General features: G+C 63.9%; 22 protein-coding genes and 1 tRNA gene. 10 read left to right on the top strand and 13 right to left on the bottom strand.

Annotated features, from left to right (window positions below; genetic code table 11):
• The first annotated feature begins 4 nt into the window (after positions 1 to 4).
• Positions 5 to 976 (top strand): endolytic transglycosylase MltG, encoded by a 972-nt coding sequence (gene mltG / locus K663_RS10015; RefSeq protein WP_062116881.1) that lies wholly within the window; start codon positions 5 to 7, stop codon positions 974 to 976.
• Positions 977 to 1,274: 298 nt separating this feature from the next.
• Here the strand turns inward: mltG and K663_RS10010 are convergent, their stop codons facing one another.
• Positions 1,275 to 1,694, bottom strand: coding sequence for a hypothetical protein (locus tag K663_RS10010; protein WP_062116878.1), 420 nt, complete (start codon positions 1,692 to 1,694; stop codon positions 1,275 to 1,277).
• Positions 1,695 to 1,798: 104 nt separating this feature from the next.
• Between K663_RS10010 and K663_RS10005 the strand changes: the two genes are divergently transcribed.
• From K663_RS10005 to K663_RS09990, 4 genes are all read left to right on the top strand, one after another.
• Entirely contained in the window at positions 1,799 to 2,338 is a 540-nt protein-coding gene (locus tag K663_RS10005) for a peroxiredoxin (protein WP_062116875.1), read from the top strand.
• On the top strand, positions 2,325 to 2,870 hold the full coding sequence (locus tag K663_RS10000) for a 2'-5' RNA ligase family protein (protein WP_235589421.1): 546 nt from the start codon (positions 2,325 to 2,327) through the stop codon (positions 2,868 to 2,870). The genes K663_RS10005 and K663_RS10000 overlap by 14 nt, the downstream gene beginning before the upstream one ends.
• Positions 2,871 to 2,986: 116 nt before the next feature.
• Entirely contained in the window at positions 2,987 to 3,982 is a 996-nt protein-coding gene (gene hemB / locus K663_RS09995; RefSeq protein ID WP_062120651.1) for a porphobilinogen synthase, read from the top strand.
• Positions 3,983 to 3,986: 4 nt separating this feature from the next.
• On the top strand, positions 3,987 to 4,580 hold the full coding sequence (locus K663_RS09990) for a gamma carbonic anhydrase family protein (RefSeq protein WP_062120648.1): 594 nt from the start codon (positions 3,987 to 3,989) through the stop codon (positions 4,578 to 4,580).
• Between the two features lie 4 nt (positions 4,581 to 4,584).
• Here K663_RS09990 and K663_RS09985 read toward each other — a convergent pair whose 3' ends face one another.
• The 5 genes from K663_RS09985 to zwf all read right to left on the bottom strand — a co-directional run bounded on the left by K663_RS09985 (position 4,585) and on the right by zwf (position 10,099).
• Positions 4,585 to 5,097, bottom strand: a complete 513-nt coding sequence (locus K663_RS09985; RefSeq protein ID WP_062116870.1) for a hypothetical protein — start codon at positions 5,095 to 5,097, stop codon at positions 4,585 to 4,587.
• 40 nt (positions 5,098 to 5,137) lie between these two features.
• Entirely contained in the window at positions 5,138 to 5,755 is a 618-nt protein-coding gene (gene eda, locus K663_RS09980) for a bifunctional 4-hydroxy-2-oxoglutarate aldolase/2-dehydro-3-deoxy-phosphogluconate aldolase (protein WP_062116865.1), read from the bottom strand.
• Positions 5,755 to 6,720 (bottom strand): glucokinase, encoded by a 966-nt coding sequence (gene glk / locus K663_RS09975; RefSeq protein WP_062120645.1) that lies wholly within the window; start codon positions 6,718 to 6,720, stop codon positions 5,755 to 5,757. Before glk ends, eda begins: the two co-directional genes overlap by 1 nt.
• A gap of 105 nt (positions 6,721 to 6,825) precedes the next feature.
• Positions 6,826 to 8,652 carry a phosphogluconate dehydratase gene (gene edd, locus K663_RS09970; protein WP_062116862.1) on the bottom strand — a complete coding sequence of 609 codons (1,827 nt, stop codon included), beginning with the start codon at positions 8,650 to 8,652 and terminating at the stop codon, positions 6,826 to 6,828.
• A complete protein-coding gene (gene zwf / locus K663_RS09965) occupies positions 8,645 to 10,099 on the bottom strand; it encodes a glucose-6-phosphate dehydrogenase (RefSeq protein ID WP_062116859.1) in 1,455 nt (484 codons plus the stop codon). Before zwf ends, edd begins: the two co-directional genes overlap by 8 nt.
• Before the next feature lie 196 nt (positions 10,100 to 10,295).
• Between zwf and K663_RS09960 the strand changes: the two genes are divergently transcribed.
• Positions 10,296 to 10,380, top strand: a tRNA-Leu gene (locus tag K663_RS09960).
• A gap of 192 nt (positions 10,381 to 10,572) precedes the next feature.
• Here K663_RS09960 and K663_RS09955 read toward each other — a convergent pair.
• The gene (locus K663_RS09955) at positions 10,573 to 11,712 is read right to left on the bottom strand and encodes an aminotransferase class I/II-fold pyridoxal phosphate-dependent enzyme (RefSeq protein WP_062116856.1); all 1,140 of its coding nucleotides are present in this window, start codon (positions 11,710 to 11,712) and stop codon (positions 10,573 to 10,575) included.
• A 56-nt stretch (positions 11,713 to 11,768) separates the two neighbouring features.
• On the opposite strand from K663_RS09955, the gene K663_RS09950 reads away from it, so the two are divergent.
• The gene (locus tag K663_RS09950; RefSeq protein ID WP_062116853.1) at positions 11,769 to 12,032 is read left to right on the top strand and encodes a hypothetical protein; all 264 of its coding nucleotides are present in this window, start codon (positions 11,769 to 11,771) and stop codon (positions 12,030 to 12,032) included.
• A 4-nt stretch (positions 12,033 to 12,036) separates the two neighbouring features.
• Here K663_RS09950 and pgl read toward each other — a convergent pair whose 3' ends face one another.
• The 5 genes from pgl to K663_RS09925 form a co-directional block, all read right to left on the bottom strand.
• On the bottom strand, positions 12,037 to 12,726 hold the full coding sequence (pgl, locus tag K663_RS09945) for a 6-phosphogluconolactonase (protein ID WP_062116850.1): 690 nt from the start codon (positions 12,724 to 12,726) through the stop codon (positions 12,037 to 12,039).
• A gap of 5 nt (positions 12,727 to 12,731) precedes the next feature.
• Entirely contained in the window at positions 12,732 to 13,205 is a 474-nt protein-coding gene (locus K663_RS09940) for a YbaK/EbsC family protein (RefSeq protein ID WP_062116847.1), read from the bottom strand.
• The gene (gene galE / locus K663_RS09935) at positions 13,202 to 14,206 is read right to left on the bottom strand and encodes a UDP-glucose 4-epimerase GalE (protein ID WP_062116843.1); all 1,005 of its coding nucleotides are present in this window, start codon (positions 14,204 to 14,206) and stop codon (positions 13,202 to 13,204) included. The genes K663_RS09940 and galE overlap by 4 nt, the downstream gene beginning before the upstream one ends.
• Before the next feature lie 107 nt (positions 14,207 to 14,313).
• Positions 14,314 to 16,491 (bottom strand): 3-hydroxyacyl-CoA dehydrogenase NAD-binding domain-containing protein, encoded by a 2,178-nt coding sequence (locus K663_RS09930; RefSeq protein ID WP_062116840.1) that lies wholly within the window; start codon positions 16,489 to 16,491, stop codon positions 14,314 to 14,316.
• A 77-nt stretch (positions 16,492 to 16,568) separates the two neighbouring features.
• Complete coding sequence (locus K663_RS09925) at positions 16,569 to 17,777, bottom strand: acetyl-CoA C-acetyltransferase (RefSeq protein ID WP_062116837.1); 1,209 nt, start codon at positions 17,775 to 17,777, stop codon at positions 16,569 to 16,571.
• Between the two features lie 174 nt (positions 17,778 to 17,951).
• On the opposite strand from K663_RS09925, the gene K663_RS09920 reads away from it, so the two are divergent.
• Entirely contained in the window at positions 17,952 to 19,613 is a 1,662-nt protein-coding gene (locus tag K663_RS09920; RefSeq protein WP_062116822.1) for an MFS transporter, read from the top strand.
• A gap of 6 nt (positions 19,614 to 19,619) precedes the next feature.
• Here K663_RS09920 and K663_RS09915 read toward each other — a convergent pair whose 3' ends face one another.
• The gene (locus tag K663_RS09915) at positions 19,620 to 20,201 is read right to left on the bottom strand and encodes a nucleotidyltransferase family protein (RefSeq protein WP_062116819.1); all 582 of its coding nucleotides are present in this window, start codon (positions 20,199 to 20,201) and stop codon (positions 19,620 to 19,622) included.
• Between the two features lie 191 nt (positions 20,202 to 20,392).
• On the opposite strand from K663_RS09915, the gene folE reads away from it, so the two are divergent.
• Positions 20,393 to 21,001 (top strand): GTP cyclohydrolase I FolE, encoded by a 609-nt coding sequence (gene folE, locus K663_RS09910; protein ID WP_062116816.1) that lies wholly within the window; start codon positions 20,393 to 20,395, stop codon positions 20,999 to 21,001.
• Positions 20,998 to 21,834: an SDR family oxidoreductase gene (locus K663_RS09905; RefSeq protein ID WP_062116813.1), complete on the top strand. Its 837-nt coding sequence runs from the start codon at positions 20,998 to 21,000 to the stop codon at positions 21,832 to 21,834. Before folE ends, K663_RS09905 begins: the two co-directional genes overlap by 4 nt.
• Positions 21,835 to 21,848: the final 14 nt, after the last annotated feature.

The following is a 21,848-nucleotide window of genomic DNA, read 5'->3' as shown; positions in this document are numbered from 1 at the left end:
ATCCATGCGGCGGTTCGGGCTTGCCATCCTCGCGATCGGCCTGGCCGTCGCCGCTTTCGTGGCGTTCCGTTTCGTCTATGGCTGGTCGGAAGCTGGCCCCGCGCCGCGTGATATCACCGTCCTCGTGCCCGAAGGCGCGACCGTCGCTGACACGGCGGTGCTGCTGAAGCAGGCGGGCGTCGTGCGGTCGGCAGACGCCTTCCTGACACGCACCAAGGTTTTCGGGCGCGGCAAGTCGATCAAGGCGGGCGAGTTCCTGATCCCCAAGGGCGCCAGCAATTCCGAGATTTTCTCGATTCTTCAGAGTGGCAAGACGCTGGCCCGGCTCGTGACGATCCCGGAAGGCATGCCGTCCATCCTCGTCCATGAACGGTTGATGGCGAACGACCAGCTGACAGGCGAGGTCGCCATTCCGGCAGAGGGCAGCGTCCTCCCCGACAGCTATGCTTTTGACAAGGGCGAAAGCCGCGCCGCCGTGCTGAAACGGATGCAGGACGCCATGACGCGCACGCTCGCCAAGCTATGGGCCGAACGCGCCCCCAACACGGCGGCCAAGTCGCCTGAGCAAGCGATCATCCTCGCCAGCATCGTGGAAAAGGAAACCGGCGTGCCATCCGAAAGGCCGATGGTCGCGGGCGTTTATGGCAATCGCCTGAAAACCGGCATGATGCTTCAGGCGGACCCGACGATCATCTACCCCATCACCAAGGGCAAGCCGCTCGGCCGCCGCATCAAGAAATCAGAGATCGCGGCGGTCAACGACTATAACACCTATGCCATGACCGGCCTGCCCAAGGGACCGATCGCCAATCCCGGCCGCCTGTCGATCCTGGCGGTCCTGCATCCCGCCGAGACAAAGGCGCTCTATTTCGTCGCGGACGGAAAGGGCGGCCACATTTTCGCCGACACGCTGGACCAGCATAACCAGAATGTCCGCAAATGGTTCGAAATCCGCCGCGCGCGGGGGGAGCTTTGAGGGCGGGCGTAAAAGGCGGTCTCTGATCGTTGGTTGACCCGGAATGGCGAGCGTCTGCTCACCACCAATTGCGGTCCTTATTCTCCCTCTCGCTGGCGGGAGGGGGGCTAGGGGGTGGGCCTGAAGGTTGCGACGGCCCACCCCGCTGCGACTAAATTCGCTCCGCTCATTAAGTCTCGCTGCCCCTCCCGCAAGCGGGCGGGGAATGGGTAAGCTGCCGGTCCGCAATCCACCCTTTCACGGCATGGCAGCCGACCCAGAGCCGGACGCACCCTCTCCGGAAGGCGTCAATGCAAACCTACCGCAAAATCCCCTTCGCCCGGCATCCTCGCGCGTAAAGCCACTGCCCCACCGCGATCGCCAAGATCACTGCGGGAAATACGGCAGCGCCCGCGCCCTTCACCGCCAGCAAATCCGTACCCAGAAAGCTGTATCCGAACTGCACCGCCACGGCGATCACCGACAGCAGGAACAGGCCCACCGCCGCCGCCTTCCGCATCAGCAGCAGCACCGCCCCCGCCGCACCCGCGCCCACAGCCAGGGCATAGGCACCCCACGCCCATCCCGGCATCCCTGCAAATATCCGCGCCGTATAGGGATCGCTTTTCGCCAAAGCCTTCAGATCGGCCGTATACTGCATGACGAACGCTGCCGCGCCGATCAGATTCCACAGCAGCAGAACAAGCGCCATGATCGTGAAGGATCGTGAAGTCGACATGCGTGTTTCCCCCTGCATGATGCCCTTTGCGCCTTGGTGGCGGAGCGAGCATATAGAGGTCGGTGCGGGCGCGAAAGCGTGCGCCCTTACAGGGAGATATGACGATGCTGGGACGTTCCGTGCCTGATGTGACGCTGAAAACCCGCGTGCGCGACGAAAGCGTCGGAGGGCCCAATCCCTTCCGCTGGGAAGATGTCCAGACCGGCGATCTGTTCAAGGGCAAGCGCGTGGTCGTCTTTTCGCTGCCGGGCGCTTTCACCCCGACCTGCTCGACCGAGCAATGCCCCGCCTTTGAACGTTTCTACGACGATTTCAAGGCACTCGGCGTCGATGAAGTCTATTGCGTTTCGGTCAACGATGCTTTCGTCATGTACCAGTGGGGCAAGCATCTGGGCGTCAGGAATGTGAAGTTGCTGCCCGATGGGTCGGGCGATTTTACCCGCCGCATGGGCATGCTGGTGAAGAAGGATCATCTTGGCTTTGGCGACCGCAGTTGGCGTTATGCCATGGTCGTCGATGATGGCCGGGTCGTCGCCTGGTTCGAGGAGCCGGGCATCAACGACATTGGCGAAGATGACGACCCCTATGGCGAAACCCGGCCGGAACCGGTGCTGGAGTGGTTGAAGGAGCATGCCGCTGGCTGATCCGTCCGGGGCAGGGGCGCCAATCATCCTGACGGCGCTCATGGGCGCGGAGGATTTTGCCTGGGCGGACGCATTGCGGCGGGCGCATTTTCCGCCCGAACGCAATCGCGTGCCCGCGCATGTTACGCTGTTCCATCATCTGCCGCCCTCGCTGCTGCCGGAACTGTCCGCGCGCATGAAGCAGCTTTGCGCGGCGTCGCCGCCCCTTGCGATGATCGATGGCGTCCGCATGCTGGGCCGTGGCGTTGCGTTCGACCTGCGCAGTGACGGATTGCTGGTGATATGGGATGAACTGGCCCACGCCTTCACCGGCCTGTTGACCCCGCAGGATCAGGCGCGTCCCCGTTTCCATATCACAGTGCAGAACAAGGTGGAGCCCGCTATCGCCCGCACCTTGGCGGAGCAGCTTAAGGCGGACTTTCGCCCCCGCCAGCTCAGGATCGCGGGCCTCGCCGCCTGGCATTATCGCGAGGACGGCAGTTGGGATCTGGCGAAGAAGACCAGCTTCCGGTCGGCGCGCATCCGCACCTAACTCCGGCCGCGGATTTCCGGGACTGGCGAAATATGTGAGCGGGCGCGGTGGTGGGGAAAGGCGTGGTATTCCGCCGGAACCTTGATCCGCCCGGCCGGCGCGCCTACACCGCGTCCATGAGCTATGCCCCCTATCCGGCGCTCCGCCTGCGCCGCACCCGCGCCGCTGCCTGGAGCCGCGCCATGCACGCCGAAATCCGCCTTCATCCCAGCGACCTGATCTGGCCGCTCTTCGTCACCGAAGGGCAGGAGGTGGAAGAGCCGATCGCTTCATTGCCCGGCGTGTCGCGCTGGTCCGTGGACGGGATAGTGGCCCGCGCGAAAGAAGCCCGTGACGCAGGCATTCCCTGCCTTGCGCTGTTCCCCAATACGCAGCCGGACCGGCGCAGCGATGACGGAGCCGAGGCGCTAAACCCCGACAATCTCATGTGCCGCGCCATCCGCGCGATCAAGGATGCGGTGCCGGAAATCGGCGTACTGACCGATGTGGCGCTCGACCCCTATACCGCCCATGGTCAGGACGGGCTGCTCGATGAAGCGGGCTATGTCCTCAACGACGCGACCATCGACGTGCTCATCGGCCAATCGCTCAATCAGGCGGCGGCTGGCGCGGACATCATCGCGCCCAGCGACATGATGGACGGCCGCGTCGGCGCGATCCGCGAGGCGCTGGAGGAAGAAGGCCATGCCAATGTGCAGATCATGGCCTATGCCGCCAAATATGCGAGCGCCTTCTACGGCCCGTTCCGCGACGCGGTCGGCTCCAGCGGCCTGCTGAAGGGCGACAAGAAAAGCTATCAGATGGACCCGGCGAACAGTGAGGAGGCGCTACGGGAAGTGGCGCTTGACCTGGCCGAAGGCGCGGACAGCGTCATGGTGAAGCCGGGCCTGCCCTATCTCGACATCATCGCGCGCGTGAAGGACCGGTTCGAAGTGCCCGTATTCGCCTATCAGGTGTCGGGAGAATATGCGATGATTGAGGCCGCTGCCGCTGCGGGTGCAGGGGATCGCGACGCTCTGGTGCTGGAAACGCTGCTGGCGTTCAAGCGCGCCGGATGCTCGGGCGTCCTGACCTATCATGCGCTGCACGCCGCGCGGCTTCTGGGAGCCTGACACAATGCCTGATCACCCGCACGCCGCTCATTCCGACCATCCCGGCGCGACCATCCTGCCCTTTGCCGGCAAGACGCCGATCATCCACCCCAGCGCCTTTATCGCGCCGGGCTGCCGCATCATCGGCAATGTGGAAATCGGGCCGGACGCCAGCATCTGGTATAATTGCGTGGTTCGCGGCGACGTGAATGCGATCCGTATCGGCGCGCGGACGAACATCCAGGACGGCAGCGTCATCCACTGCGATGGCCCGGATGCCAGCCGCCCGGAAGGCTGGCCCACCATCATCGGCGATGATGTGCTGATCGGTCACATGGCCATGATTCACGGTTGCGAATTGAAGGACCGCGCCTTTGTCGGTCTGGGCGCTGTCGTCATGAATGGCTGCATCGTCGAAAGCGACGCAATGCTGGCGGCGGGGGCATTGCTGTCGCCTGGAAAGACGATCCTCCACCGCCAGCTTTGGGCGGGCCGCCCGGCCAAATATATGCGTGACCTGACCGACGAAGCGCTCATCGACATGCGCGAGGGCGTGGACCGCTATGTCCATAACGCAAAAGCACACAAGGGCGCGTTGAAGGGGGCTGTTACACCCTAGAGGTTCAAGGCTGCGTCAGCCGACTTTTGATGGCGTCGAGGCGGTCGTTCTGCGAATCGACGATGGCGAGGGCGGCTTTCCGCGCGGTGTCGATCTGATCGACCGTGCCTTCGGCCTTCCCCTCGGCCAGCGCGTTGCTGCGCTGGACATATAGCGTGTCCAGGCTGGCAAGGGCCGACACGCTGTCGTTACGCGCCGCTTCCAGCGCGCTGATGGCGGTATGGGCGGACACCCACGCCTCGCTCGACACTGCGGAACCGGTTGCCGCCCGCGTGGTCCGGTCGGCGGCGGGCCATGCCTTGTCGAAGGCTTCGTTACCGGCCTGCGCCTGGCGGGCGAGCCGATCGACCTGCGCCTGCACGGCGGGGTCGGCCTCCGCTGCTACGGACGCGGTGGGGGCTTCGCCCACCGGCGCATTTTCCACCGCCCGCTTGGCGAGCGAGGGATAACCCGTCAGCGTCCCCGCGCAGCCGGAAAGGAAAAGGGCGAAAGTGGGGAGCAGCCGACGCAGGATCATCGCGTTGATCTAGGGCGGGAAAGGGCCGCGCGCAATGGCGTCAGCGCGGCAACGCCGCCGCCGTGCGAGCCAGCGCCTCGATCTTCGCAGGGTCGATTGGGCCTTTGGGCACGACCCAGCTGCCGCCGACGCATTTGACGAAGGGTTCGGCCAGCCATTTCGGCGCGCTTTCCGCCGTAATGCCACCGGTGGGGCAAAAGCGCGCCATATGCAGCGGCGCGGCCAGCGCCTTCAACGCGGGCAGGCCACCGGAGGTCTCCGCTGGAAAGAATTTGAAGTGCGTAAGGCCAAGGTCCAGCCCCCGCATGATGTCCGCCGCCGTCGCCGTGCCCGGCAGGAACGGGATGCGCGCCGCCACTGCTGCCTTGCCCAGCGGTTTGGTAAGGCCGGGGCTGACGATGAAGCGCGCGCCCGCCTCCATCGCGGCGTCCAGCTGCGAAGGGTTCAGCACCGTGCCCGCGCCCACCACCGCGCCGTCCACCTTCGCCATCTCACGGATCACGTCCAGCGCGGCGGGGGTGCGCAGCGTAACTTCCAGCGCGGGCAGGCCGCCCTTCACCAGAGCCTGCGCGAGGGGCAGGGCGTCCTCTACCCGATCGACCACCAGCACCGGAATGACCGGCGCCAATTCCATGACCTGTTCAACGCTCAGCGACATTATTTCTTCTCCCGAAAGGCGGCGGCAGCGCCATAGAGGCCAATCTCTTCGTGCAGGGCGAGGCGGATCGGCACGGTCGCCATCAGGCTTTCAAAACGACCCTTGGCCTTGAAACGCCGATGAAAGCCGCTCTGGGGCAGCAGTTCGCGCATCCGTTGCGTCAGCCCCCCGGCCAGCACCACGGCGTGCGGCCCCTGCGCGAGCGCGAGGTCACCGACGACCGAGCCGTAGCAAAGGCAGAAGCGGTCAAACGCTGCGCGCGCGAATTCGTCCGTGCCATCAATCGCCGCCTGCCACAGTTCGGCATCCTCCATCAGCATGACGCGGTCATGGCCGATGGTCGCCATCGCCTTGTAGATATTGTTGAGGCCCGGCCCCGACACGAGGCGTTCGGTCGATACGCGCAGGAATTTGTCGCGCAGATAGGTCAGGATCTTTTCTTCCAGCGGGTCGAGCGGCGCGAAATCCAGATGTCCGCCCTCGGTCGCGATCACATGCGGTTCGCCATCGTCGAACGCAATCATGGAGACGCCAAGGCCCGTGCCCGGCCCTACCACCGTGACTCCGCCATCTTCGGGAAAAGGCCGGTCCTCGCCGAACAGCAGCGGCAGATTGTCCTTGGGTAGCCGCGCGACGGCGTGGGCCACCGCTTCGAAATCATTGACGAGCCGCATCTGCTTGAGGCCCAGTTCCTCGTCCAGCGTATCGGGCCGGATCATCCAGCTGCTGTTGGTCAGCTTGATGACGTCACGCCCGATCGCGGTGGCAAAGGCGATCGACGCTGCCTTGGGCAGGTCGCCGCCTTCGTCCCGGACATAGGCCGCCCAGCAGGCCTGCAGGCTGGGGAAGTCCGCAACCTTGTATTTGCGCACCTTGCCCAGCGTCGGCACATTGCGCGCGCTCAGCTTCGCGCGGGCAAAGCGGGCGTTGGTGCCACCAATGTCGGCGGCGATGATGTCGGTCATTCGGGGCATCCCATCATTCATCGTCATGCCAGCGAAAGCTGGCATCTCAATCGCCGGGTACGGACCAGCGCCACAAGATCCCAGCCTTCGCTGGGATGACGTTCCTCACAATTCAGTTTCCATCGCCGCCAGCACCGGCGACGCGCCCTGTTCCGCAAGGTCGCTATGGCGCCGGAACAGCGCAAACAGTTCGCGGCCCGTGTCATAGGGCGCGGGCGGCGGGACGGGCATGTCGCGCGCGTCCCACTCCGCTGCATCGACCAGCGCCTCGACGAGGCCCTTTTCGGCGCAGACGCGCACCATGTCGCCGTCGCGCAGCTTGCCGATCGGCCCGCCGCCCAATGCCTCGGGCGAAAGATGGATCGCCGCTGGCACCTTGCCAGAAGCGCCCGACATGCGCCCATCCGTCAGCAGCGCGACGCGAAAGCCGCGATCCTGCAGCACGCCCAGTGCTGGCGTCAGCTTGTGCAGTTCCGGCATGCCGTTTGCGCGCGGTCCCTGAAAACGCACGACGACGATGACGTCCCGCTCCAGTTCGCCCGCCTTGAATGCGCGGAGCACATCATCCTGGTCGTGGAAGATCGCGGCGGGTGCCTCAATGGTCCAGCGTTCCTTGTCCACCGCGCTCACCTTCATGACGCAGCGGCCCAGATTGCCCGACAGCAGACGCATGCCGCCATCGGGGCTGAAGGGATTGGACACCGGCCGCAGGATCGATTCATCGCGCGAGGCAGGGACGTCGCGCCATTGCAGCGCTTCGTCCTCCAGCACCGGCTCCTTGCCATAATCGGTCAGTCCATCACGCGCGACGGTCAATATGTCCCGGTGCAGCAGCCCATTGTCCAGCAATTCCCGGATCACAACCGACATGCCGCCCGCCGCGTGGAAATGATTCACATCTCCCGCGCCATTGGGATAGACCCGCGCCAGCAACGGCACGACATCGGAAATCTCGGCAAAGTCGGTCCAATCGACATGGATGCCCGCTGCCCGCGCGATCGCGGGCACATGGATCGCATGGTTGGTCGATCCGCCGGTCGCCATCAGGCCGATGATGGCGTTCACGATCGCCTTTTCATCGACGCAGTGGCCCAGCGGCCGGTAATCGTCGCCGTCCCAGCCGATTGCCGCCAGCCGGTGCACTGCCGCCCGCGTCAGTTCGCTGCGCAGCTTGGTGCCGGGATTGACGAAGGACGCGCAGGGCATGTGCAGTCCCATCACTTCCATCATCATCTGGTTGCTGTTGGCCGTGCCGTAGAAAGTGCAGGTGCCCGCGCCATGATAGCTGGCGCTTTCCGATTCCAGCAGTTCTTCCTTGCCGACCTTGCCCTCGGCGTAAAGCTGCCTGATCCGCACCTTTTCCTTGTTGGCAAGGCCTGATGGCATGGGGCCAGCGGGGATCAGGATGGTCGGCAGGTGCCCGAAACGCAGCGCGCCGATCAGCAGGCCCGGCACGATCTTGTCGCATATGCCTAGCAGCGCCGCACCCTCGAACATGGCATGGCTCAACGCCACGGCGGTCGACAGGGCGATGGTGTCGCGGGAAAAAAGCGACAGGTCCATGCCCGCCTGCCCCTGCGTCACGCCATCGCACATGGCGGGTACGCCGCCCGCGACCTGCGCCGTCGCGCCCACTTCGCGCGCCGCGATCTTGATCGCTTCGGGATAGCGGCCATAGGGCTGATGCGCCGACAGCATGTCGTTATAGGCGGTGACGATGCCGATGTTCATTGCACCGCCGGTGCGGATCGCCGGCTTGTCCTCACCGCTCGCGGCAAAGGCATGGGCCAGGTTTCCACAGCTCAACTGCGTGCGATTGGTGCCCGCATCGCGCCCGCGCTCGATCAGGTCGAGATATTGGCAGCGGCGCGACGCGCTACGCTTCACGATGCGGTCGGTGACCTTGGCGATCACCGGATGAAGGTCAGTCATGCCAGCTCGCTCCGTCTCGTTCGATCAGGGCAATGGCTGAGGACGGCCCCCAGTTCCCCGACGCATAGGGCGAAGGCTTGATTCCCGCCTCTTTCCATCCGTCGATGATTGAATCGATCCATGTCCATTGCGCTTCGACCTCGTCGCGGCGCACGAACAGCGTCTGGTCGCCCGCGAGCAGGTCCAGGATCAGCCTTTCATAGGCGATGCGGCGGCGCTGCCCGGCAAATGCGGCGGTCAGTGACACGTCCAGCGCCACTTCCTCCAGATGCACGTCGCGCTCCAGTCCCGGCCTTTTGCTCATGATCAGCAGGCGGATATATTCTTCCGGCTGCAGGTGGATGATCATGGTGTTCGGCTCCAGCCCGCCGTTGCGGCCAAAGATCGAATGGCGGACGGGCTTGAACTGGATCTGGATTTCCGACTGGCGGGTGGGCATCCGCTTGCCGGTGCGCAGATAAAATGGCACGCCCTGCCATCGCCAATTGTCGATATGGGCCTTCAGCGCGACGAAGGTTTCCGTGTCGGACGGCTTGCCCAGCTCATCGGCATAGCCCGTCACGATCTGTCCGCCGACTGCGCCCGGCGCATATTGGCCGCGCACGCTGTTGCTCTTGACCGCGTCGGCCGTCATCGGGCGCAGGGACCGCAGCACCTTCACCTTTTCATCGCGCACCGCCGTCGGGTCCATGCGGGCGGGCGGCTCCATCGCGATGATGGACAGGATCTGCAACACATGGTTCTGGACCATGTCGCGCAGCGCGCCGACGCCGTCATAATAGGAAACGCGCCCTTCCAGGCCCACGGTTTCGCCCACCGTGATCTGGACATGGTCGATCGCCGTCGCATTCCACAATGGTTCGAACATGACATTGCCGAAACGCAGGGCGAGCAGGTTTTGCACCGTTTCCTTGCCCAGATAGTGATCGACGCGGAATATCTGGCTTTCGTCGAACAGCGCGCCGATGCCGTTGTTCACCTCCTTGGAAGAGGCAAGATCCTTGCCGATCGGCTTTTCCATCGCGATGCGCGTCGTCGGCATGATCAATCCCGCCTCGGCAAGTCCCTGTGCCGTGGGCGCGAACAGGGAAGGGGGCGTGGACAGATAGACCGACAGGCCTCCGTCTGCGCGGCCGTCCAGCCGCTCGGCCAGTTTCTTGAACTGTGCCGCATTGCCCGCTTCGACGGGCTGGTAAAAGATAATCGCCCTCAACCGCGTGGCGACTTCCTCGTCATAACGGTCCGTACCGACGAACTTCCGCAGCGCCTCGTCTATGTCGGCGCGAAAGGCCTCGTCGTCCATTTCGGTACGGCCCGATGCGACGATCATGAAGTCTTCAGGCAGCAGGCCGTCGGCCAGTAGATTGTAGAGTGAGGGGAAAATCATGCGGTGCGCCAGATCGCCGGTCGCACCGAATAGCAGGAATGTGGCAGACGGATCGGTCAAAGGATGCCCTTTTCCGTTTTGAGGATATGTCAGGTCTGCACGAAACGGTCCTATAACAGGTGAGTTTCGTTACGCAAGCAAGCTATCCGGGCTGACGGCCTGCCGCAACCGCCTGAAAATCATCTGTGGCGTCCTCGCTGATTTTTGTCTGGACGCTGGCGGCTGATTTTGCCATTTGGCGCCAGCAACCATGCATGCGGGCGTGGTGAAACTGGTAGACGCGCCGGACTCAAAATCCGGTTCCGAAAGGAGTGTCGGTTCGATTCCGACCGCCCGCACCATATCCCTTTGATGGGCCGATGTAAAAATGGCCCGGCAGCATGAAGCCACCGGGCCAGGTGAGCTTTTACATAGTAAAAGCCTCGGGTCGCGGTACGTCTCCTAACGCGCAATCATGACAATTCTAGTTAATGATCGCCCTTTCATCCATTTTGGACGAGATAATCCCGAAATGGATGGGTTTGCGCCGGGTGCTATTTCTTGGCGGGCTGTGCCTTGAACCAGGGGATCAGCCGCCTGATCGCTTCCTCGACGCGGTCTGTCGATACGGCAAAGCTGATGCGGATGTGCCGCCGGCCATCGACCGGGTCGAAATCGATCCCCGGCGCGGTCGCCACCCCGGTTTCTTCGAGCAGCCTCTGGCAGAAGGAAAGGCTGTCATCCGTCAAATGCCCGACATCGGCATAGATGTAGAAGGCCCCGTCCGGCGGCGCGATTTCTTTGAGGCCGAGCGCAGGCAGCGCCGCCAGCAGCAGTTCGCGGTTCCGCCGGTAGGTGGCGACATGCCCCTCCAGCTCATCGACGCAGTCGAATGCCTTCAACCCCGCATGCTGCGCAAGGGAAGGGGGCGTCAGGAATAGATTGCCCATCCGCGCGCGCGCCGCGTCGATCAGCGCGGGGGGAAACAGCACCCATCCCAACCGCCAGCCCGCCATCGAGAAATATTTGGAAAAGCTGTTAACAACCACTGTGTCAGACGCGAATTCCAGCATCGAATGGGCCGGTTCGCCATAGGACAGGCCATGATAAATCTCGTCCGACACGATGCTGATGCCGCGCCGGGCGCAGACCTCCGCGATTCGCGCCAGCTCGTCCGCTGGAATGATCGTGCCGGTCGGATTGGCGGGGCTGGCGATGATCACTCCATCTGGCGCGGGTTCCATCGCCTCCAGCGCCGCCGCGCTGATCTGGTAGCGTTCGGCTGGCCCGCAATCGACCTCCACCGGCTCCAGATACAGCGCCTTCAACGTATTGCGGTACGCCACGTAGCCCGGCCGCGCCGTCGCCACCCGCGCGCCCGGTGCGAACAGGCAACTAAGCGCCAGCACCAGCCCCGGCGACGCGCCGCAGGTCAGCAATATCTGGTCCGGCTTCACCGCCACGCCATAGCGATCGTCATAAAGCCGCGCGATCCGTTCTTTCAGCGCCGGGCTTTCCCAATAGCCCATAGGATCGCGGTCCAGCACCCGGTGCGCCTCGGCGATGGCGGCGCTGGGCGCGCCGGTCGAAGGCTGCCCGAATTCCATGTGCAGGATGGAGCGGCCCTGCGCCTCCAGCCGGTGCGCTTCGCCGCTAATGGCGATGGCGTGGAAAGGATCAATGTCGGCAATCATGGGCTGCCTCTTACGCGCGCTGCAACCTTGTCACAATCGCGGCGTTGGGCATCCCTGTGAACGAAACAATCCTGGATGCCCTCCAATATTATGGCGCCGGAGCCGCGACGATCGCCGCTCTCATCGTCTCCCTCAATCTGGGCCGCCGTATTACAGGCTGGGCTTTCGTGCTGTTCGTGACGTCGTCCATAGCCCTGATCGGCTGGGGATTTCTGTCCGAAGACAGCGAAGGCATCGGCTTTCAGAATATCGCGCTGCTGTTCATTAATCTGGTCGGCGTCTGGCGCTACCTCATTTCGAGGCACAAGCCGCGCGACTGACGCCTCACTCGGAAATCCACACCTCTACCGACACGCCATGCTGGCACAGAGCCAGCCGGATCGGCAATTCCTCGACCGGCCCGCCAGCCAGCGCGCGCTCGTAAACGGCCTTCTTCGCCGCGCCGCCGATTTGCAGGAAGATATGGCGGCTGTTCAAGATTGCCTGCGCGCTCAGCGACATGCGCTGGTGCGGCGCGGCGGGCGGCGTCGCCGCCAGCGTCAGCGCACTGGTTGAAAGCCCCTCCGCCAGCTCCCGCGCTTGCGGGAAGAGCGACGCGGTATGCCCATCTTCCCCCATCCCCAGCAGCACGATGTCCAGCGGCCATGGGAGCGCGGCAAAGTCTGCCTCACACGCCGCCTGTCCGGCATAGGCGTCCGCCGCCTCATTCTTCATCGGCACGAACCGGGCCTTTGCAGCCTCGCCGCGCAGCAATGTCTCGCGCACCAGCCGTTCGTTGCTGTCAGCATGATCAGGCGCGACCCATCGCTCATCAACCAGCGTGACGATCACCTTCTCCCAATCCATCGCCGCTTCCGATAGTGCCTCCAGCACCGGTCGTGGCGACCGCCCACCAGAAAGGGCGATCGTCGCCACGCCTCTCGTGGCAACGGCATCGTTCAGAATGAAGGTGATCCGCCGCGCCATGTCCGCCGCCGCCAGCGCGCCATCGATGAAAAGATGTTCAGTAGGCATGTCGCTCAATTCTCTTCAGGAAGGGTGCAGATATCGACCCATCGCGCGCCGGTCAGTTCCGCCAGCCGCGCAGGCGTCAACTCCACCGAAGCCGTCCGTGATCCCGCAGCCGGGAAAACCGTCTCGAAATCCTGCAACGAAATATCACAATAGACGGGCAGGGGGGAGGCAAGTCCGAACGGGCATACGCCGCCAACCGGATGTCCGGTCAGGCCCTCCACTTCCTCCAGCCCCAGCATGCGCGGCTTGGCGCCCAGCGCGGCCTTGGCCTTGCCATTATGAAGCCGGGCGTCGCCCCGCGCGACGACCAGCGCCACTTCGTCCCCGACGCGCAGCGACAATGTCTTGGCGATCCGCGCGGGAACAACGCCCAGTGCCTCGGCCGCCTCATTGACCGTGGCGGTGCTTACCCCCTGGTCGATGATCGCGACGTCGGGCGCATGGGCGGAGAAAAATGCGCGAACCGAGCCCTCGCTCATTCCGCGCGTATCTCGGTCAGCTTGCGTTCCCAGGCAAGGGCATGGGTGACGATCTGGTCCAGATCGGCATAGCGCGGCTGCCAGGGAAATTCGGCCATGATCGCCCGGTTGTCGGAAATCAGCGAATCCGGGTCGCCCGCCCGCCGTCCTTCCATCCGCCGGTCGATCTTGAGGTTGGTCACCCGATCCACCGCGTCCAGCACTTCCAGAACCGAAAAGCCGCGCCCATAGCCGCAGTTGAGCAGGTAATTCTGCTCAGGCTTGGCCATCAACGCCTCCAGCGCCAGCACATGCGCCGCCGCCAGGTCGGTGACATGAATATAGTCGCGCACGCCCGTGCCGTCGGGCGTGTCGAAGTCGGTCCCGAACACCGAAACCGCCTCCCGCTTGCCCAGCGCCGCTTCGACCGCGACCTTGATAAGATGGGTCGCGCCTGCGGTGGATTGGCCCGTCCGTCCCGCCGGATCGGCGCCCGCCACGTTGAAGTAACGCAGCGCGCAGAAATTCATCGCATGCGCCGCACTGACGTCCCGCAACATATATTCGGTCATCAGTTTCGACATGCCATAGGGGTTGATCGGCCGCTGCGGCGTCGTTTCCTTGACCGGGCTTTCCTCCGGGATGCCATAGGTGGCCGCCGTCGATGAAAAGATGAAATGCGGCACGCCTACAGCAACGACGCTTTCGATCAGGTCACGGGTCTTGGCGCTGTTGTTGTGATAATATTTCAGCGGATTTTCGACTGATTCAGGCACCACGACCGATCCGGCGAAGTGCATCACCGCCTTGACGTCATGATCGCGCAGCGTCTGCTGAACCAGCGGCTGGTCGGCGATATCGCCTGCGACGAAAGCCAGATCATCGGGAACCGCCCAGCGGAAGCCCGTCACCAGATTGTCGATCACCACGACGCCATAACCCGCGTCGCGCAGCGCCAAAACGGCGTGGCTGCCGATATAGCCGGCTCCGCCCGTCACCAGAACCGCAGGCTTTTCGCTCATAAACAGGGCTTCCTCTGACAAGGTGGCTGGGGGGCTGCCAGAAAGGCAGCCCGTCAGCACGACTTGCCAGCAGACCTAACCCACTGAATCCATGATTCCCACCCCATTCATGCTGCGGCGCGAGATGAAACGGGCTCGTAAAAGGTCGTCCCGCTCGCCGCCATGTCCTGCAACTGCACCGTGGGCGCGAAGCGGTCGCCATGCCGCGCCGACAGCCGTTCCAGCACCGCCACCACATGACCGATGCCGACCGTGTCCATGTGGCTGAACGGCCCGCCGGTCCATGGCGCAAAGCCCCAGCCGAAGATCGCGCCCAGATCGCCATCCTCGACCGTTTCCAGCACGCCTTCCTCATAGCAACGCGCGCATTCGGCCAGTTGCCGGTAAAGCAGCCGTTCCTTCACCTCCTCGACATCGGGCTGCATGGCTGCGCGCGGGAACATGTCGTCGAGGCCGGGCCACAAATGCTTCTTTCCGCCCTCGGGATAGTCATACCATCCTTTGCCGTTCTTGCGTCCCAGCCGACCCAGTTCGACCATCCGCGCCATGACCGCATCGGAGGGCTGCGGGACATAGGCGTCGCCCAGTGCCTTCTGCGCGGCGACGACGATCTTGTGCCCCAGTTCGATAGACACCTCATCGCCCACCGCCAGCGGGCCGACCGGCATGCCCAGCTGCCGCCCGGCATTTTCGATCAGCGCTGGGTTGATCCCCTCGGCGACCATCTCGACGCCTTCCTGCACATAGGTCGCAAAGCAGCGCGAGGTGTAGAAACCGCGCGAGTCATTGACGACGATCGGCGTCTTCTTGATCTGCGCCACGAAATCCATCGCCTTGGCGATGGCCGCAGGGCCGGTCTGCTTGCCCAGGATAATCTCCACCAGCGGCATCTTTTCGACGGGGGAGAAAAAGTGGATGCCGATGAAATTTTCCGGCTTGCTCCATGCCTTGGCCAGCTTTGTGATCGGCAGCGTCGATGTGTTGGACCCGAAAATCACGTCCGGCCCCAGCACTTCCTCGACCTTCTTCGTCACCTCGGCCTTGATCGCCATGTCCTCGAACACCGCCTCGATCACGAGGTCTGCCCCGGCCAGCGCTTCGAAGTCGGTCGTCGGCGTAACCCGCGCCAGCGTCTGCGCCATCTTCTCGGGCGTCATGCCCTTGCCCAGCCGCTTTTTCAGCTGCTCCTCGACATGCGCCTTGCCCTTTTCCGCATAGGCCAGATCGCGGTCGAACAGCATCACCTCCATCCCGGCCTGCGCCGCGACCGTGGCGATCCCCGCACCCATCATGCCCGCGCCCAGCATGGCCAGCTTCTTCGTTGGCGCCTTTGGCTCCTCCCTGGGCCGCCGCGCGCCGCGCTCGGCAGCGTTCTTGTTGACGAACAGGCTGCGGATCATGTTTGCGGCCTGAGGGTCCGCCGCCACCTTGGCGAAATATTTGCTTTCCACCCGGATCGCCCGGTCAAAGGGCAGCAGCGCGCCTTCATAGACGGCGGACAGCAACGCCACCGGCGCATTCATATTGCGCTGCGCCTGCTTCAACGTCATCGGCATCGCGCCCACCATCGTCTGGACGAAGCCCGGATTGAACGCGCCCGCGCCGCCGGGGAACTTGAATCCCTTCACATCCCAGGGCTGCGTATTGGTGGATGGATTGGCCTTCACCCACGCTCTGGCTTTCTCGACGGCTGTCCCCTGCGGCACCACCTCGTCCACGACCTTCAGCATCGCTGCTTCGGACGGACGGAACAGCTTGCCCTGCAACATGTACAGCAGCGCCGCCTGCACGCCCATGATCCGGGGCAGGCGCTGCGAACCGCCGCCGCCGGGGAACAGGCCGATAAGGATTTCGGGCAGGCCAAGCTGCGTCCTTGGGCTGTCGCCCACGATTCGCCGGTGACATGCCAGCGCCAGTTCGAACCCGCCGCCGACACAGGTGCCCTCGATCGCACAAGCCACCGGCTTGCCGCATGTCTCCAGCCGCCGGAACAGCTGATTGAGCACGAAAACCTTCTCGAAAATCTCGGCCGGGGCAGGGCGCTTGCCGCCCTCGCTCACCAACATCGACCCGAAATATTTCAGGTCCATGCCGGCCATGAACCCGCTGTCCTTGCCCGAAGCGATGACCGCGCCCTTGATCGCATCCTCCGAGGCAAGCCGGGTAATCGCCGCGTCCAGATCGGCCAGCAATTCCGGCCCGATGACATTCATCGACTGTCCCGGCACATCGATGGTCAGCGTGGCGATGCCGTCGCTGTCGATGTCGAAGCTGATGGTCTGCATAATCCTGTCTCCCACCTCCGTTCGTGCCGAGCCTGTCGAAGCACGCGCGCCCAGCCAACAAACGGAGTTTTGTTCTCTCAAACCCGCTCGATGATGATCCCGGTTCCCATGCCCGCGCCGACGCATAGGTTGATGAGCGCGGTGCCCTTGTCCGACCGTTCCAGCTCATCCAGCGCCGTTCCCAGTACCATCGCCCCGGTCGCGCCCAGCGGGTGGCCCATCGCGATCGCGCCGCCATTCACGTTGATGCGGTCATGGTCGAGGTCCATCGCCTGCATATAGCGCAGCACGACGCTGGCGAACGCTTCGTTCAGTTCCCACAGGTCGATGTCATGGCTGCTCATTCCCGCACGGTTGAGCAGCTTGCCCGCGACGAATTCCGGCCCCGTCAGCATGATCAGCGGTTCCGACCCGATCGACGCCATAGCCTTGATGCGCGCGCGGGGTTTCAGCCCATATTTCTCGCCCATATCCTTGTTGCCGACCAGCACCGCAGCCGCGCCATCGACGATGCCGGAGCTGTTTCCGGCATGGTGAACATGGTTGACCCGCTCCAGCTCAGGATATTTCAGCAACGCGACCGCATCGAAGCCCGGCATGTCTTCGCCCAGCGCGGCAAAGCTGGGCTTCAACGCGGCGAGCGACTGCATCGTCGCATCGGGCCGCATATGTTCGTCATGGTCCAGCGCGACCTGGCCGATCACATCGCGTATCGGCACGATGGATCTGGCAAAGCGCCCTTCGTCCCAGGCCGCCTTGGCCCGCCGCTGGCTTTCCACCGCATAGGCGTCGGCGTCGTCGCGGCTGATCCCGAACTTGGTCGCGATCACGTCCGCGCCGATGCCTTGCGGAGCAAAATAGGTCTTGTAGGCGACCGCCGGGTCCATCGCGATCGCGCCACCATCCGCTGACATTGGCACGCGGCTCATCGATTCGACGCCACCGCCGATCGCAAGGCCCGCTTCGCCTGAATAGATTTTCGCGGCGGCCATGTTCACCGCCTCCAGCCCCGACGCACAGAAACGGTTGATCTGCACGCCCGGCACGGTCTGGGCATAATCGGCGTTCAGCACGGCCGCCCGGGCGATGTCGCCGCCTTGCTCTCCTATAGGGGTGACGCAGCCCAGGATCACATCGTCGACATCCGCCGTGTCGATGTCGCTGCGGTCCCGTACCGCCTCCAGCACCTGCGTCGCCAGCTGGATCGGCGTGATTTCGTGCAGCGATCCGTCAGGCTTTCCCCGCCCGCGCGGCGTCCTTACGGCGTCGTAGATAAAGGCTTCCATTGCTTTGTCATTCCTCTCCGCTGGCTCCGCAAATGTATTTACGTTTACGTAAAGTGCAAGCCCTTTCGAGAACGCGCGGCACGCGCTACCCCTCCACGATCTCAATCGTTCGCGGACCCATCGCGGTTCCAGCGGGTTTGACGCTCCAGTCGATTTGGGGTTCATGCATTTCCAGTGTCAGAGGCCGATTCTCCTCCAGCGCCGTCGCCTTTCGCCATCCCCATCTTTCGCGCGGTATGGTTCGCCAGCCTCGCGTCCAACTTCGGCGGCCTGATCCAATCTGTCGGCGCGGCGTGGATGATGACGTCGCTTTCCGCGTCACCGCAACTGGTCGCGCTGGTTCCGGCATCGACGACGCTGCCGATCATGCTGCTCTCGCTCTGGGCGGGCGCAGTGGCCGATAATATCGACCGGCGGCTGGTCATGCTCGCCTGCCAGCTCTTCATGTTGGTGGTATCCGCTTTTCTCGCGCTGTTTGCATGGGAAGGAATGCTGACGCCCTGGTCGCTTCTGGCGTTCACCTTTCTCGTCGGCTGCGCAACCGCCATCAACGGCCCTGCATGGCAGGCGTCGGTCGGTGAGATGGTGCCGCGGTCTCAATTGCCAAGCGCCGTCGCCCTTAACAGCATGGGCTTCAACCTGGCGCGCAGCGTCGGCCCGGCGCTGGGTGGCGTCATCGTCGCGGCAGCAGGCGCGGCCGCTGCCTTCCTGACCAATGCGCTAAGCTATATCGCGCTCTTCATCGTGCTGCTGCGCTGGCGACCGGAGCGCGCGCCGCAGTTGTTGCCGCGTGAGCGGCTGGGCATCGCGATGCGCGCCGGTCTGCGCTATGTCTCCATGTCGCCCAAGATCCAGCTGGTCCTGCTTCGCGGGGCGGCCTTCGGCATCGGGGCGAGCGCGGTGTCAGCCCTCATGCCGCTGATCGCGCGCGACATATTAGGTGGCGGCGCCTTGACCTTCGGCCTGCTCAGCGGGGCGTTCGGCATCGGCGCGGTGCTTGGCGCGCTTTCTTCGGGCAGGCTGAGGCAGCGCTATTCGATTGAGACAATCGTGCGCTCCGCCGCGCTTGCCCTGGCGCTTGGGACGGCCATTGCCGCCTCGACTGGGTGGCTGGCCGTGGCCCTTGCGGGCTTGATGCTGTGCGGGGCGGGATGGGTCGTCGCCCTTTCGACCTTCAACGTTTCGGTCCAGATGTCGGCCCCGCGCTGGGTGCTCGCCCGCGCGGTGGCGTTGTACCAGATGATGGCGTTCGGCGGCATGGCGCTAGGCGCATGGTTATTCGGCTGGCTGGCCGAGCATTATGGCGTGATGACCTCGCTTCACATTGCCGCCGTGGCGCAGCTCGCGGCTGCTGCCATAGGTCTGGCCCGTCCGCTTTCCGAAACGGGGGACGAAAATCTGGATCTGCTCAATCGCTGGCAGGAACCGCAAACCGCGGTCCCGATCGAGCCGCGCAGCGGCCCTGTGGTCGTCACGATAGAATATCGCATTCCATCGGGTTCAGTGGTGCCCTTCCTCGCCGCGATGAGCGAGCGGCGGCGTATCCGGCGGCGCGACGGCGCGCATGGCTGGTCGCTGCTTCGCGACCTGGCCGACCCGGAACTGTGGATCGAACGCTATCATGTAGCGACCTGGCTGGACTATGTCCGGCATAACAGCCGCCGAACGATAGCCGATCTGGCGAATTGGGATGCTCTTGCGGCATTGCATCATGGGCCTGATCCGCCGGTGGTGCATCGCATGCTGGAACGGCAGACGGGGTCGCTGCCAATCGGTCGGATGCCAGACGTGCGAGAAATGGGCGATCCGATGACGGACCCCACCCGGTCCAGCTGATCGTCCTTAGGCTTCAGGCAGATCGTCGGGCGTGTCGATATCCCGCAGGGTGTTGCCCATCGCCTCTATCTGTACCCCTCGGCTCAGCAAGGCGCGCGCGCCTTGATCCCCCCGCAGCGTCAGCAGTTCGGGGAAATGCTTGCGCCCGATAAAGGCGGGCGGCGAAGAAGAGAAGCCATCGGTGCTGGCCACCACCGATCGCACATCCTCCGCCGCCAGGCAGATGCGGTTATAATGAGATTGCGGAACATAAGGCATGTCGCCCAGGCAGATGAGGATGCCCCGGCAACGCCTGATCGGCATGACATGTTCGACGGCCAGCAGGATGCTGCTCGCCAGACCTTCTTCGGGATGATCGTTGGTCAGGACGCTGTAGCCGCGCCGCTCCAGCTTCCGGTGAATGGCCGGGGCCTGTGCGATCGGCCGCGCGACGGCGACCAGCTCTGCGAAAGCAAGCGAGGCGACGGCTTCAAGCGTATGGGCGATCACCGGCTTTCCGCGCAGATCGGCCATCAGTTTGTCCTCATCGCCAAAGCGCGATGATGTACCGGCGGCCAGGAGCACGGCCGCGATCCGTTCCGTCCGCATGCGTCAGCTTGCCTGTGAATGGGGTGGGGAGGGGGACAGGAAAAGCATGGACAGCAGGTGGGCTTCTTTCAGTTCGCGTTGTTATTCCAGCCATTCCGCAAATCTGAAGAGCATCAGAACAGGGGCTGGCGTTCTGGCTATATAGCCGCCATATGCCCGCTAAACAAAGACAGACAGGAGCAGCACGTCCCATGGACTATGATCCCGATGCAGAGGCTGCGGGCGAAGCGATCAAGGAAGCTGTGCCTGCCGATGTAGCAGATGCCATCCGAACGCTGATCCGATGGTCGGGCGACAATCCCGATCGCGAAGGCCTGATGGAGACGCCCGAACGGGTTGCCCGCGCCTGGCGCGAATATTGCCGGGGTTATAATGACGATCCGGCGTATCACCTGTCGCGCATCTTCCATGAAGTGGGCGGATATGACGATATCGTGCTGCTGAAGGACATACCGTTCCAATCGCACTGCGAACATCATATGGCGCCGATCATCGGCCGGGCGCACATCGCGTATCTGCCCGGAAAATATGTGGTGGGCATATCGAAGCTGGCCCGTGTGCTGCACGCCTTTTCCAACCGGCTGCAGGTGCAGGAAAGGCTGACCGCCGAAGTTGCCAACTGCATCTGGGAGCATCTTAACCCCCAGGGCGTCGCCGTCGTCATCGAAGCGACCCATGGCTGCATGACGGGTCGCGGCGTACGCACGCCCAACGTCCTCATGAAGACCAGTCGCATGCTCGGCGTGTTCCGCGACGATGAGAAGAGTCGCGAGGAAGTGTTGAAGCTCATCGGATCGTGAATGGGGAAGAAGCACCCGCTTACCGGCCACTGGGTGGCGCGCGCGGGCGGACCGAAGGATCACTGCCACTGGCGAACAAGCGGTTGGCGCTTGTCACCGGCGGCCACAGGCGGCTAGGCGGCGTCATAGCCGCTGGCTTCGCGCGTGCCGGCTATTCCCTGGCGATCCACGGCAGTCACGACACCCGGCTCGATTCCGCGCTGGCGCTGGCGCTGGACGAAAGCGGCACCGAGTGGGACGGGTTCACCGCAGACTTTTCCGATCCTGAAACCGCCGAGGAACTGGTGGCGAAGGTCGCGGAGCGGTTCGGTCGCCCGCCTGACATATTGGTGAACAGTGCGGCGATTTTCGGCCAGGACCGGCTGGACAGCGTCACCGCGGACGATCTGATGCGGCACTATGCCGTCAACTGCGCCGCGCCTGCACTGCTGACAAAGGCTTTCGCGACAATCCCGGCGGGCGTCGTCGATCGTTGCATCATCAACATTCTCGACCAGCGGATCGACCATCCTCACGCCGATCAATTGGCCTACACCCTGTCCAAGACAGCGCTCGCCGGACTGACCCGGCTTTCCGCGTCCAGCCTCGCGCCCCATATCCGGGTGAACGCCGTGGCGCCCGGCCTGACCATCGCCACGCCCGATTATGACAAAGAACAGATGGAAAGGCTGCAATCGGCCATGCCGCTCGGTCGCCTGCCGCTGGCTGAACAAATCGCCGAAGCCGCCCTCTATCTCGCGCAGGCAAGCGCTGTTACAGGGCAGACGCTGTATGTCGATGGCGGCGCGCACCTGCGCAGTTATGACCGCGACTTCATGCATATGGGGCGCTGAGCGGCGAGGCCCGC

The organism is Sphingobium sp. MI1205 (genome assembly GCF_001563285.1).
GTDB lineage: Bacteria > Pseudomonadota > Alphaproteobacteria > Sphingomonadales > Sphingomonadaceae > Sphingobium.
Note: the sequence above shows the minus strand (reverse complement) of the source record. Positions and strands in the feature narration are given on the sequence as shown.